11 protein-coding genes and 1 pseudogene are annotated in these 13,276 nt (G+C 30.2%); 10 read left to right on the top strand and 2 right to left on the bottom strand.

The genetic code is table 11. The features are described from left to right. Nucleotides 1-106: 106 nt before the first annotated feature. Both ppdK and ACLUJM_RS00820 read right to left on the bottom strand, forming a co-directional pair. Complete coding sequence (gene ppdK, locus ACLUJM_RS00825; RefSeq protein WP_412411890.1) at nt 107-2,737, bottom strand: pyruvate, phosphate dikinase; 2,631 nt, start codon at nt 2,735-2,737, stop codon at nt 107-109. A gap of 15 nt (nt 2,738-2,752) precedes the next feature. Continuing rightward, nucleotides 2,753-3,571, bottom strand: coding sequence for a pyruvate, water dikinase regulatory protein (locus tag ACLUJM_RS00820; RefSeq protein WP_412411889.1), 819 nt, complete (start codon nt 3,569-3,571; stop codon nt 2,753-2,755). 205 nt (nt 3,572-3,776) lie between these two features. On the opposite strand from ACLUJM_RS00820, the gene ACLUJM_RS00815 reads away from it, so the two are divergent. From ACLUJM_RS00815 to gap, 10 genes and pseudogenes are all read left to right on the top strand, one after another. Next, entirely contained in the window at nt 3,777-5,186 is a 1,410-nt protein-coding gene (locus ACLUJM_RS00815) for a L,D-transpeptidase family protein (protein ID WP_412411888.1), read from the top strand. 271 nt (nt 5,187-5,457) lie between these two features. Next, nucleotides 5,458-5,826, top strand: a complete 369-nt coding sequence (locus ACLUJM_RS00810) for an IS110 family transposase (RefSeq protein WP_412411887.1) — start codon at nt 5,458-5,460, stop codon at nt 5,824-5,826. Continuing rightward, the gene (locus tag ACLUJM_RS00805; protein ID WP_412411886.1) at nt 5,799-6,290 is read left to right on the top strand and encodes a hypothetical protein; all 492 of its coding nucleotides are present in this window, start codon (nt 5,799-5,801) and stop codon (nt 6,288-6,290) included. Before ACLUJM_RS00810 ends, ACLUJM_RS00805 begins: the two co-directional genes overlap by 28 nt. An 18-nt stretch (nt 6,291-6,308) precedes the next feature. Further along, a pseudogene (locus ACLUJM_RS00800) lies at nt 6,309-6,467 on the top strand (transposase); the annotation flags it as partial. Between the two features lie 39 nt (nt 6,468-6,506). Beyond that, the gene (locus tag ACLUJM_RS00795; RefSeq protein WP_412411885.1) at nt 6,507-6,680 is read left to right on the top strand and encodes a hypothetical protein; all 174 of its coding nucleotides are present in this window, start codon (nt 6,507-6,509) and stop codon (nt 6,678-6,680) included. A 186-nt stretch (nt 6,681-6,866) separates the two neighbouring features. Further along, complete coding sequence (gene dprA / locus ACLUJM_RS00790) at nt 6,867-7,937, top strand: DNA-processing protein DprA (RefSeq protein ID WP_412411884.1); 1,071 nt, start codon at nt 6,867-6,869, stop codon at nt 7,935-7,937. A gap of 49 nt (nt 7,938-7,986) precedes the next feature. Further along, nucleotides 7,987-9,954 carry a transketolase gene (gene tkt / locus ACLUJM_RS00785; protein WP_412411883.1) on the top strand — a complete coding sequence of 656 codons (1,968 nt, stop codon included), beginning with the start codon at nt 7,987-7,989 and terminating at the stop codon, nt 9,952-9,954. A gap of 144 nt (nt 9,955-10,098) precedes the next feature. Further along, a complete protein-coding gene (locus tag ACLUJM_RS00780; protein WP_412411882.1) occupies nt 10,099-10,566 on the top strand; it encodes a tRNA (cytidine(34)-2'-O)-methyltransferase in 468 nt (155 codons plus the stop codon). Between the two features lie 8 nt (nt 10,567-10,574). Beyond that, nucleotides 10,575-12,173, top strand: coding sequence for a Na/Pi cotransporter family protein (locus tag ACLUJM_RS00775; protein ID WP_412411881.1), 1,599 nt, complete (start codon nt 10,575-10,577; stop codon nt 12,171-12,173). Between the two features lie 73 nt (nt 12,174-12,246). Then, nucleotides 12,247-13,248 (top strand): type I glyceraldehyde-3-phosphate dehydrogenase, encoded by a 1,002-nt coding sequence (gap, locus tag ACLUJM_RS00770; protein ID WP_294684486.1) that lies wholly within the window; start codon nt 12,247-12,249, stop codon nt 13,246-13,248. The last annotated feature ends 28 nt before the right edge of the window (nt 13,249-13,276 follow it).

Raw genomic sequence — 13,276 nt, 5'->3', positions numbered from 1 at the left:
TCACTTCCTTAACTTCATACATTATACCACAAATTGTTTCTATAATAAGTTAATAGAAATCAAAAAAAGATAGAGTAAACATGTTTACTCTATCTAGTTAACCTAATTATTTTAATTTTTCTCTTGCTGCTGCTTGAGCTGCTGCTAATCTTGCGATTGGAACTCTGTATGGGGAACAAGATACATAATCTAATCCAATTCTGTGACAGAATTCAACACTTTCAGGATCTCCACCATGTTCACCGCAAATACCTACGTGCAAATCAGGATTTGAAGATTTACATCTTTCAATAGCAATTTTGATTAGCTGACCAACACCTTCTTGGTCTAATCTTTCAAATGGACTTCTTGAGTAGATTTTCTTTTCTTTATATTCTGATAAGAACTTACCAGCATCATCTCTTGAGAAACCGAATGACATTTGAGTTAAGTCATTTGTACCAAAACTGAAGAAGTCAGCTTCTTCGGCAATTTCATCAGCCATTAAACAAGCTCTTGGTATTTCAATCATAGTACCAATTTCATAATCTAGTTTTTGATTTGTTTCTTCAAATACTTGATTGATTTCTTCAATTATTTGATCCTTAACGTATTTTAATTCTCTCTTTTCTCCAACAAGCGGAATCATAATTTGAGGAACTATTTCATGTGAAGTTTCTTTTTTAACTTTTAGAGCAGCACTAATAATTGCTCTTACTTGCATTCTATAAATTTCTGGATAAGTTACAGCTAATCTACAACCTCTGTGTCCAAGCATTGGGTTTACTTCGTGAAGTTCTAAAATAATATCATTTACTTCATCGTAAGTTAAATCCATTTCTTTCGCTAATTCTTCAATGTCATGTTTTTCTTTTGGTAAGAATTCATGAAGTGGTGGATCTAAAAGTCTGATAGTAACTGATAAATCTCCCATTTCTTTGTAAATGTTGTAAAAGTCTTCTTCTTGGAAAGGTCTTAATTTATCAAGAGCTTTTTGTCTTCTTTCGGTAGTGTTTGAGAGAATCATTTGTCTAACGATTGGAATTCTTTCTTCGTTGAAGAACATGTGCTCAGTTCTTGTTAATCCTATTCCTTCAGCACCAAATTCTTTTGCTTGATGTGCATCTTTTGGAGTATCTGCATTAGTTTTTACACCTAATCTTTTAATTTCATCAACCCATTGCATAAATTGGGCAAAGTTACCAGTAAGTTCTGGACTTACTTTAGAAATTTCTCCTTTATAAACATATCCGGTGCTACCATCTAATGAAATCAAATCTCCTTCTTTGATTTCGATGTTTTTACCTCTGATTACTTTGTTCTCTTCGTCTACTCTTATTTCACTAGCACCTGCTACACAGCATGCACCCATTCCACGTGCAACTACTGCAGCGTGAGATGTCATACCTCCTCTTGCAGTTAATATACCTTCGGCTTTAATCATACCTTCAATATCTTCAGGAGATGTTTCTTGACGAACTAATATTGATTTAATGCCATTAGATGCAGCTGTTTTACAATCTTCAGCACTAAAATAAACGTGACCACTAGCTGCTCCAGGTGAAGCAGCTAAACCTTTTGTAATAACTTCAGCATTTTCTAATTCTTTTTGATCAAAAGTAGGGTGTAGGAGTTGATTTAAACTATTTGGTTCAATTCTTAAAATAGCTTCTTCTTTTGAAATTAAACCTTCATTTACTTGATCTACTGCGACATTTAGTGCGCTGATAGCAGTTCTTTTTCCGTTTCTAGTTTGAAGTAAATATAATTTAGAATTTTCAATTGTGAATTCCAAATCTTGCATATCTCTGTAATGTTCTTCTAATCTTTTAGTTATAGAATGGAATTGTTCATATACTTCAGGCATAACGTCTTGTAATTGACTGATTGGCTGAGGAGTTCTTATACCAGCAACAACATCTTCGCCTTGTGCATTCATTAAAAATTCACCAAATAATTTATTTTCACCAGTTGCAGGGTTTCTTGAGAATGCAACACCTGTTCCAGATGTATTTCCCATGTTACCGAATACCATTGATTGAATGTTCACTGCAGTACCTAATTTATCATCGATGCCGTTTAATTGTCTATAAATTTTGGCTCTAGGATTATTCCAAGATCTAAAAACAGCTTCTATTGCATATCTCAATTGATCGATAGGGTCTTGTGGAAAATCTTCGCCCATTTCTTCTTTGTAGATTTCTTTGAATTTTTCAACAATTTTCTTTAAATCTTCGCTATCAAGATCTGTATCATCTGTAACGTTTTTTTCTTCTTTTATTTTATCTAATTCGTTTTCAAATAATACTTTAGGAATTTCCCTTGCAACATCTGAAAACATTTGAATAAATCTTCTATAAGAATCATAAGCAAATCTTTCGTTATTAGTTGATTTGGCTAAACCGATAACAGATTTATCATTTAAACCTAGGTTTAAGATTGTGTCCATCATACCTGGCATAGATATTACAGCGCCAGAACGAACAGAAAACAGTAGAGGATTTTCTTCATCGGAAAATTTCTTGTTTAATTCTTTTTCTGTTTCTTCAATATGAGATTTGATTTCTTCAAATAATCCATCCCATAATTTTTCGTCTTCTTGATAAAATTTGTTACAAGCTTCAGTAGTAATAGTAAATCCTGTTGGAACAGGTATATCCATATTAGTCATTTCGGCTAAGTTGGCACCTTTTCCACCAAGAAGGCTTCGCATGTCTTTATTACCTTCTTTAAAACTGTAAACATATTTTTCTGTCATTTAAAAAACTCCTTTTTAATCATTCATTTTTTTTAGATGTCTGATAATAACTTCTGCCGTTTCTTCAATTGCTCTGTCAGAAACGTTTATGATAGGACATCCGATTTTCTTCATTACCTTCTCAGCATAATCTAATTCGTCAAGTATTCTACCCAAATCAGAGTATGTACTTTCAGTTGGCAATCCCATAGATTTTAGTCTTTCTTTTCTGATTTTGTTTAGCTTATCAGGAGAGTTAGTAAGACCGATGACTCTTTTTGGTTCAATTTCAAAAAGTTCCTTTGGGACTGGTGACTCTGGTACAAGTGGAATATTGCAAACTTTGTAATGCTTATTTGCAAGATACATAGATAATGGTGTTTTCGAAGTTCTAGAAACACCAATAATCGTTATATCAGCTCTAGCGACTCCTCTTGGATCTTTTCCATCATCATATCTTACAGCAAATTCTATTGCGTCTATCCTTTTAAAATAATGTTCATCTAGCTTTCTCAAAGCTCCAGGGTCTGTAGCTGGAGATCGTTTGGTTAATCGTTGAATAGCCACAATTGACGGTGTCAAAATATCTACTGATATAAGATTATTCATATCACAGAATTTTTTTAAGCTATCAATTAAACTTTCTTGAACTAAACTATAATATATAATAATATTATCCATTTCTAAACATTTCTTCAAAGTAGAATTGAGATGCTCAATAGATCGGATATGTCCAAATAAGTGAAATTTTGCATTTTCACAAGTAATATCAAATTGGGCTAGAGCTGCTCGAGCTATTTGATCACCTGTGTCCCCGGTAGAATCAGATAAAACTACCAGATTAATTATTTCCATAATTCACCCCTTTTTAGTATTATCAATTTAATTATACATCATTTTTTACAATTTTAAAGTAAATCTTTGATATTTTATTCAAAAATTCGACAATGTATAATAAAAACAGAGTATAGAAACAATGTAATTTAATATAAATATTTACTATGCTAATGGATTTATGATATGATTTTAAATACAGGAATAATAAATAGTAGGTGATAATTTGAAAAATGATTTACAAAAAAAAGAAGACAAAATAAATGATGAAGTTAGCAATGAGTCTTCAAAAAATAATAGTATTTACAAACTAAAAGAATCAAGTCAAAAACATTCATGGATTTGGGTAGTTTCTATTCTTTTAGGTGTTTATATATTAATCTCAATATTTTTTAGTTTCATGACTTATCCAAATGCAAAGATTAATGGAGAAAGTTTAGGATTAAGGAAAATTTCTGATGTAAAGAATATTTTTGATGAACAAACTACATCAATCATTGGAAGAGATAATAAAACAGTGACATTAAACAATTCACAATCTGGGTTAAAACAAGTTGCATTAGAGAATCAAACTTATGTTCAACATGGTTTTTTATGGCCTGTTGAATTAATTAAAGGAATAGAAACTGATGTGAAAGTTAAAAAAAGTGTAGATTCAGCAAAATTGAAGAAAACTATAAAAAATAGTGAGTTATTTAAAAATATAAAAGAACCTAAAAATGCACAATTAACTTTTGAAAATAAAAAGGCTATAATTAAGCCTGAAGAATTTGGTAATAAACTGGACTTGGAAAAAGTTTATGAATCTGTAATAAAAGGGTTTAATGAACATAAGGATGAGATTACTTTGTCTTCTGAATATATTAACCCTCAAGTTACTAAAAAAAAATTAGAACCGAATAAAAAAGAACTAGAAAACATTGCAAAAGCTTCAATTACCTTAAAGTTGCCAAATGGTGAATCGCAAAAAATTGAAGATAACTCTATTTTTTTGGATGAAAACTACAAATTCGAAGATAAAAAAGTTAGAATTTTTGTAGATGATTTAAAAGAAAAATTCGAAGTTGTTGGAAAAGATTTTGATTTTACAACTCATAATGGTAAATCCATAAAAGTTAAAGCAAAAGTTTTTGGAAATGAAATTAACAAAAAACAAACAGTAGCTATGATTACAGATGCTTTAAAAAACGGTAAAACCATAGATAGTGATTTAGTATATAGCAGAAGAAGCCGAAATAATGGAGTTCTTGGAAAAAGCTATATTGAAATAAGCTTGGGAGCACAACATTTGTGGTATTTTAAAGATGGTAAACTAGTATTAGACACACCTGTTGTTACAGGAGATCCATCAATTGACCACGAAACACCAACAGGCTTATTTGAAATTTGGTCAAAAGAAACTGATAGATTTTTAAGAGGATTTAATCCAGACGGATCAAAATATAAAGTTCATGTAGATTATTGGATGCAAATTGACTATACTGGTGTAGGAATTCACGATACAAAGGGAAGGGCCGCCTACGGTGGACAAATCTTTAATGGTGCTGGAAGTCATGGTTGTATAAATACTCCTATAAATCATGTTCGTACAATTTTCAATTCGGCTGAAAATGGAATGCCAGTTGTAATCTATTAAAAATTAGTCGATTATTTTATAATAGTCGACTTTTTAGTACCATAAATAGTGTAAGAAAGGAAGTAATTCCTATCTTGCACTATTTTTGTATAATGAAGATGTAGTATGACGAGTCGCTTTTAGGGTTGAAACATCCGCCAATAAAACTGTCAACTACCTTTTCATTATTCATATTCGGTTAAGCAGGTTGGGCAAAACGTCCGTGTCACAAGCTCAAAAGAGTGTAATGGTGCAGGTAGAAACTACAAAATAATAAGAAAGAAGGGAAATTATGATATCTGTAGGAATAGACATATCAAAAGAAAAAATAACAGTTTGTGCATTAGAACAAGGGAACAAAATAATTTGGAAACCCTTTGATGTTTCTCTAAAAAAAACAAAAGTAGAAGAATTAATAGAGAAACTAGAAAAATTAAAAGAAGAAGTAAAAATAACAATGGAAGCAACAGGAAAATATCATCTACCAATACTTTATGAATTAAAAGATAGAGGATACTTTGTAACAGTAATAAATCCATTAAAAATGAAACAATATTGTCGAGCATTAAACTTTAGAAAAGCAAAAAATGACAAGATGGATGCAAAACAAATAGCAGAATATGGACTAATGTATTGGAAAGAATTAGAAGAATACAAGTAGATGAAGAAAACTACAGAGTCTTAAAAGAAATAAACAGAAACTACCAACATTACATGGAGCTAAGAATCGATCAAATGAACTACATAGATCAAACAATACATCAAACATTTCCAGGCATAAAAAAACTAATACTACATAATTCAGGAGACTTTTCAAAAGACAAACTCTTAGACTTTTTAGAAAAATGGTGGCATAAAGACCTAGTATTAGAAAAAACAGAAGAAGAATTTATAGAAGAATATAAAAGGTGGGCAAAAGAAAAGAGATACCATCCAAATGCAAACAAAGCAAAAGCCATTTACCAATTAGCAGAGGATAGTATCTCAACACAACCTTCCCATAACACAAAAATAGAAACAAATATCAGAGAAGGAATAAATCTGATAAAACAAATAAATCAGATTCTAAATAGAATTTTATCACAAATGATAGAAATATCCGAGCCCTTAGAAGAATATCAATAAGCAAAAAAATTCTCAGGAATATCAGAAAAATTAGCAGTACAAATAGTAGCAGAATTTGGCGACCTATCAAAATTTAAAAACAAAAAAAGCCTAATATCCTTTATAGGAATAGACGCACCACCATATGAATCAGGAAACTTTAAAGCAGATCAAAGAAAAATAAGTAAAAGAGGAAACGCAATACTAAGAAAAGTAGGCTACCAGGCAATAAAATGTATGATGAGTGATAAAAAAGCAGAAAATGAAATATATAAGTACATGATAAAAAAAGAAAAAGAAGGAAAAGCCAAAAAAGTATGTAAATTTGCAGGATTAAACAAATTCTTAAGAATCTACTATGCAAGAGTTATGGAATCAAAAGCCCAAAAACAAGAATTGAAAGTAGCATAAAATCTTAAATTACACTAAAAAAGCCGATTGATTACACTCGGTTTGTTTGCCATGCACTAATTTAATTACTCAAATAATCAAATAACCTGAAATTAATTTCAGGTTATGCTTGACTTTTGTTAGCAGGTTTTATTGTAAAAAAATAAATATTAATGGTATTCTATATGTAAAGAAAAGGGGTAAATTATGGATTCAGATTTATTATTATTTTTGAGTAGTTTAAACACGAATTATAATTGGATAAGTCCAATTATTGAAAACTATAATACATTAGATGATATTATCTACGATAATGCAAAAAAACTTTTAGAAGTAGATCCTAAAATTTACGAATTTATTCTAAAAAATATGAAAAAATTCGATATAAATTTGTATAAAGAAAAATTATGGAAAAACAGTATAAAATTTACTACATATGGTGATTCAAAATATCCGAAAAAATTACTTGAAATAGATGATGCACCATATACATTGTATTATAAAGGCGATTTAACTGAAGAATTTGATAATTGTATTTCTTTTGTTGGAGCTAGGAAGTGTAGTCAATATGGATCTTATGCCTGCAAAAAATTTGTTTCAGAAATTTCTCAATATAAAATACCTGTTGTTAGTGGATTAGCCCTTGGAATTGATAAAATTTCTCATCAAACGGCGCTAGAAAATAATAATAAAACAATTGGCGTTTTAGGCTGTGGAATAGACCAAATTTATCCAAGAAGTAATTACAGAGTTTTTCAAGATATGATTAATTCACATAATGGGGTAATTATGAGTGAATATCCATTTGGAATCGCTCCTTTACCATATAATTTCCCATTTAGAAATAGAATAATATCTGGTTTATCACTGGCAACTGTTGTAATAGAAGCAAAAGAAAAAAGTGGAACATTGATTACTTCTTCTTACGCATTATCTCAAGGAAGAGATATTTTTGCTGTACCAGGAAACATTAACTCGGTCTATTCAACTGGAACTAATCAGTTAATTAAGGATGGAGCATATTTATTGACTGATGTTTTAGATATTATTACTCAAATCCCGCAATTTCAATCAAAATATATAGAAAAACCACAACTCAGTTTTGATCTGAACGAATTAGAAAATAAGATTTTCAATTTGTTGAAAGTTAATTCCAATTCACCAGATGAAATTTCATTAAAACTAAACGAAGATATTTCTGATGTACTTATGAGTCTTACAAAAATGGAATTATTAGGAATTGTAGTTGATATAGGTAGCAAATACTCATTAAAGTAATAAGAATAATGTGATATAATAACATTGGAATTTTAAAGAGGAGAATGATATGGACAATAAACAATTAGCTATTAACACTATTAGATTATTATCAGTAGAAATGATTCAAAAAGCAAATTCAGGCCACCCTGGACTTCCTTTAGGAGCGAGTCCTATGACATTTACATTATTTAACGATATAATGCATTTTTCACCAGAACACAGCGATTGGATAAACAGAGATAGATTTATTTTATCAGCTGGTCATGGTTCAGCAATGCTTTATTCACTTTTACATTTATTTGGATTTGGAATAACTTTAGATGATTTAAAGGAATTTAGACAATATAACAGTTTAACACCAGGACATCCAGAATATTTGCATACAAAAGGTATAGACGCTACAACAGGTCCTTTGGGACAAGGATTAAGTATGGCTGTTGGGATGGCAATTGCTCAAGAATATATGGCAAGTCAATTTAACACTGAAAATCACAAAATTTTTGATAATTATACTTATACAATTGTTGGTGATGGTTGCCTTCAAGAAGGAATAACAAACGAGTCTAGCTCAATTGCAGGGTCATTGAAGTTATCGAAATTGATTTGTTTATATGATTCTAACAATATAACAATTGAAGGTGATACTAAGAATATTTTCTCTGAAAATGTTAGAGCTAGATATGAAGCTTTAGGGTGGGACACTTATTTTGTAGAAGATGGAAATGATATTGAAAAAATAAGAGAAACTATCGAAATTGCAAAAACAACAGACAAACCATCATTTATTGAAATAAAAACAAAGATTGGTTATGGAAGTGTTGTTGAAGGAAGCGCAAAAGCGCACGGAGCCCCAATTGGAAAAGAGAATATTCCTAGCTTGAAAGAAAAATTAGGTTTAGACTTTGATCAAGAATTTTATATACCTAAAGAAGTAAAAGATTTATTTGAAAAATCCTCAAAAGAAAAAGAAAAGTACTATTCTGAATGGGAAAGCATGTTTGAAGACTACAAACAAACTCATAAAGATCTTTACGAAAAGCTAATGAAGTTTTTGTCTAAAGATATCGATGAAGACTATTTAACTTCAGAAGAATTTACTAGCTTCGAAAAAGATGATGCTACTAGATCTTACTCACATATTTTATTAAATAGATTGAAAGATAAGCAACTAAATATTATTGGAGGCTCTGCAGACTTAGCTCCTTCAAATAAAACATTTATGAATGGATTAGATGTATTTTCTCAAACAAATAGGAGTGGAAGAAATTTACAATTTGGAGTAAGGGAACATGCGATGGCAGCTATTACAAACGGTATTAGCTTATATGGTGGTTTGATTCCTTATTGTGCTACTTTCATGATTTTCTCTGATTATTTAAAACCAGCAATGAGATTGTCGGCTTTAATGAAAAGACAAGTAATATATATATTAACTCATGACTCAATTGGAGTAGGAGAAGATGGTCCTACGCATGAACCAATTGAACAGTTGGCGATGTTAAGAACTATTCCTAATCTTAATACTCTAAGACCTGCTGATGGTTTTGAAACTTCTATGGCCTATAAAATAGCATTAGAAAATAAAGAAACTCCAAGTGCATTAGTTTTATCAAGACAAAAACTAGTTAACTTGAAAGAAACTAACAAAGATGCTTTAAAAGGTGGATATGTTCTTAAAAAGCAAGAATCTCCAGATTTAGTTATTATAGCTACTGGTTCTGAAGTTAAATTAGCTTTAGATGCTAGTGAAATACTTGAAAAAGAAGGAATCAAAGCCCAAGTTGTGTCAATGATGTGTCAAGAAATTTTTGATCAACAAGATCAAGAATACAAAGACTTTGTTATTCCAAAAGATGTCGAAAAACGAGTTAGTATAGAATGTTTATCAACATATGGATGGCAAAAATACACTGGGCTTAATGGTCTTAACATTGGGATAGATGAATTTGGAATGAGTGCACCTGGTAATAAAATCATGGAACATTTTGGTTTCACTACCGACAAAATAGTAGAAAAAATAAAAAAATATCTATAGTTCTAAGACCATCAGACTTTAAGTTTGATGGTCTTTTTCTATGAAAATATTTTTGTTGTTTTTTAAAATTGAAATACTCTATATTTTATGGTATATTTTTATGGGAATATTAAATAATCGTTAAACAATCGTAAAGAGGTGGATATGTTAAATATTGTTCTTTTAGAACCTGAAAAACCTTCAAATACAGGCAATATTGGAAGGACATGTGTCTTAACAAATTCCAGATTACACCTAGTTAGGCCATTTAGTTTTAGACTAGATGATAAATTATTGAAAAGATCTGGAATGGATTATTGGAATAAAGTTGATTTGGTTATTCATGATGATATGGATGAATTTTTAGAGTACATAAAGGGAAATAAGAGAGTTTTTTATGTTGAAACTTTTGCAACTAAATATTATCATGAAGTTGAATATCAAGATGGAGATTTTTTTGTATTTGGTAAGGAATCCTCAGGTATAGATAAAGATTTGGTAAATGAGCATAAAGATCATTCTATAAAAATTCCAATGAATATGGAAATTGATAGATCATTAAATTTAGCAAATTCTTGTAATATAGTTTTGTTTGAAGCATTAAGACAAATAGATTTTCCAGGATTAAAGTAGGAGGTTTTATGGAAATTTTAACTCCGGTTTTAGGTGGTTTAGCTCTATTTTTGTTTGGTATGACAATCATGGGAGAAGGACTTCAGAAATCGTCAGGTAATAAATTAAAGAAAATTGTAGGATCTTTAACTAGAAATAAATATATAGGCGTACTTCTAGGAATAGTTGTTACAATGGTTATACAATCATCATCTGCAACTACAGTAATGGTTGTAGGTTTTGTAAATGCAGGAATTATGCCTTTGAGCCAAGCGGTAGGGGTAATAATTGGCGCTAACGTTGGTACTACAATTACTGCTCAAATTATAGCATTTGATGTTTCGAAATATGCTCCTTTAATTGTAGCTTTTGGTGTTATTTTATATATGAGTGCAAAAGACGATAGAAAAAAGAATTTAGGAGAAGTATTTGTTGGCTTGGGGTTAATTTTTATAGGAATGAATACTATGGGTGATGGATTAAATCCATTGTCAAAAGAATTATGGTTTAAAAATGCTTTGTTAAAATTAAATTCACCAATCATTGGGGTTTTTGTTGGATTCTTTTTGACAACTGCAGTACAATCATCTTCTGCTTCCATTGGTTTAATTCAAGCTTTAGGTAAGCAAGGTTTACTTACGATAAATCAAGCAGCCCCTTTATTATTAGGTGGAAACATTGGTACTACAACTACTGCTCTAATTTCATCTATAGGTGCGGGTAAAAATGCCAAAAGAGCTGCTATTATACATTTATTATTTAATGCTGTTGGTACTATAATAGTACTTTTATTCTTGAATAAATTGATGCAGAATATTGTATACATGTTAACACCATTAAATGTTTCGAGACAAATAGCAAATTATCACACTTTATTTAATATTGTTAATGTTGCTATACAATTACCTGTTTCTAACTTTTTGGTTAAAGCTGCGATGAAAATCGTTCCAGGAGAAGAACATGCTAAAGACTTACAATATTTAGATGATAGAATTTTAGAAACTCCTTCTATTGCCGTAGAGCAAGCAAGACTAGAAGTGATTAGAATGAGTGATATTGTATATCAAAATTTTAAAAATGTAGATGAGTATTTTATGACAGGTAATAAAAAGCTCCGTACTAAAATTCTAAATGAAGAAAAAAGGATTAATAATTTAGAAAAACATATAGTTGAATATTTAGTAAAATTATCTAATAAATCAATTTCTGATGAAGAACATACTCAAATATTTATAATGCAAGATATGCTTAATGACCTCGAAAGAATTGGAGATCATGTTGAAAATATTTGTGGAATTATAACATTAATATTAAATGAAGAAAAGGAATTTAGTAAGGTAGCTATAGATGAATATAAGGATTTATATACTAACGTTGAAAATGCAATAGTAGATTCAACTATGGCATTTAAAAATAACGACCAATCTTTGGCTTCAAAAGTCGCAAATATTGAAAATAATGTTGACTTTTTAGAAAAAAAATATAGACATAATCATATTAAAAGAATTAATAACAATGAGTGTGATTCTACAATTGGTGTTAATTTCTTGGATATTCTATCAAACTTAGAAAGAATATCTGACCATTGTACAAATATATCTAACTATACGCTTCATATTGAGGTATAGTATTAGATTAAAAAAATTATTAATCGGGTATATAATAAGAGTATGTATTATGAAATTTTTCAAGGAGGATTAAATGAAAGTAGCAATTAGTGGATTTGGAAGAATAGGTAGAGATGTAACAAGAATTTTAATTCAAAAAAATGACCCTGATCTTGAATTAGTGGCATTGAATATCACTAGTGATTTAAAAACGAATGCTCATCTTCTAAAATTTGATTCAATTTATCGTACATTTGACAAAGATGTAGAAGTTATAGCAGATGACAAAATTAAAATTGGTGATAAGGAAATAACTGTTGTTAACAGCAGGAACCCTGAAGAATTACCATGGAAAGAATTGGGTGTTGATTTAGTTATAGATTCTACAGGTGCTTTTAAAGACAAAGAAGGTTTATCAAAACACATTAAAGCCGGCGCAAAAAAAGTTTTATTAACTGCTCCTGGTAAAGATGATGTAAAAATGATAGTAGTAGGAGTAAATGATAAGGAATATGATCCAGAAAATGATGATATTATTTCAAATGCATCCTGCACAACTAATTGCTTAGCTCCTGTAGCGAAAGTTTTAGATGATGAATTTGGAATTGAAAAAGGATTAATGACAACAATTCACGCATATACTAATGATCAAAACATTCAAGACGCTCACCACAAAGATTTACGACGTGCAAGAGCAGCTGCTTTAAGTATGATTCCAACAACTACAGGTGCTGCGAAAGCAGTTGGAAAAGTTCTTCCTCATTTACAAGGGAAAATGACAGGGCTAGCAGTTCGTGTTCCAACACCTACTGGATCTATCACTGATTTGACTGTTATTTTAGGTAAAGAGGTTACAAAAGAAGATATTAATAACGCTATGAAAAAAGCTAGTGAAGGTGAATTGAAAGGTATATTAGGATATTCTGAAGATCAATTAGTATCTTCTGATATTATTGGGGATGAAAGAAGTTCTATATTTGATGCAGATATGACATATGCCTTAGGCAACATGGTTAAAATAGCTTCATGGTATGATAATGAATGGGGTTATAGTTCAAGAGTTTTTGATCTAGCAAAAATAATAGCTACAAGATAATAAAACAATTAAGAGTCGATGGTAATTT

It is taken from the genome of Finegoldia sp., assembly GCF_046991905.1.
In the GTDB taxonomy this organism is placed as follows: Bacteria; Bacillota; Clostridia; order Tissierellales; family Peptoniphilaceae; genus Finegoldia.
The sequence above is the reverse complement of the archived record's forward strand: the minus strand, read 5'-3'. Positions and strand labels throughout refer to the sequence as shown.

What these genes read in the sequence shown, in the direction of transcription:
- tkt (WP_412411883.1), top strand. Translation starts at nt 7,987, where the DNA reads ATGGACAATAAACAATTAGCTATTAACACTATTAGATTATTATCAGTA.
- ppdK (WP_412411890.1), bottom strand. Translation starts at nt 2,737, where the DNA reads ATGACAGAAAAATATGTTTACAGTTTTAAAGAAGGTAATAAAGACATG.
- ACLUJM_RS00820 (WP_412411889.1), bottom strand. Translation starts at nt 3,571, where the DNA reads ATGGAAATAATTAATCTGGTAGTTTTATCTGATTCTACCGGGGACACA.
- ACLUJM_RS00795 (WP_412411885.1), top strand. Translation starts at nt 6,507, where the DNA reads ATGATGAGTGATAAAAAAGCAGAAAATGAAATATATAAGTACATGATA.
- ACLUJM_RS00775 (WP_412411881.1), top strand. Translation starts at nt 10,575, where the DNA reads ATGGAAATTTTAACTCCGGTTTTAGGTGGTTTAGCTCTATTTTTGTTT.
- dprA (WP_412411884.1), top strand. Translation starts at nt 6,867, where the DNA reads ATGGATTCAGATTTATTATTATTTTTGAGTAGTTTAAACACGAATTAT.
- ACLUJM_RS00780 (WP_412411882.1), top strand. Translation starts at nt 10,099, where the DNA reads ATGTTAAATATTGTTCTTTTAGAACCTGAAAAACCTTCAAATACAGGC.
- ACLUJM_RS00810 (WP_412411887.1), top strand. Translation starts at nt 5,458, where the DNA reads ATGATATCTGTAGGAATAGACATATCAAAAGAAAAAATAACAGTTTGT.
- gap (WP_294684486.1), top strand. Translation starts at nt 12,247, where the DNA reads ATGAAAGTAGCAATTAGTGGATTTGGAAGAATAGGTAGAGATGTAACA.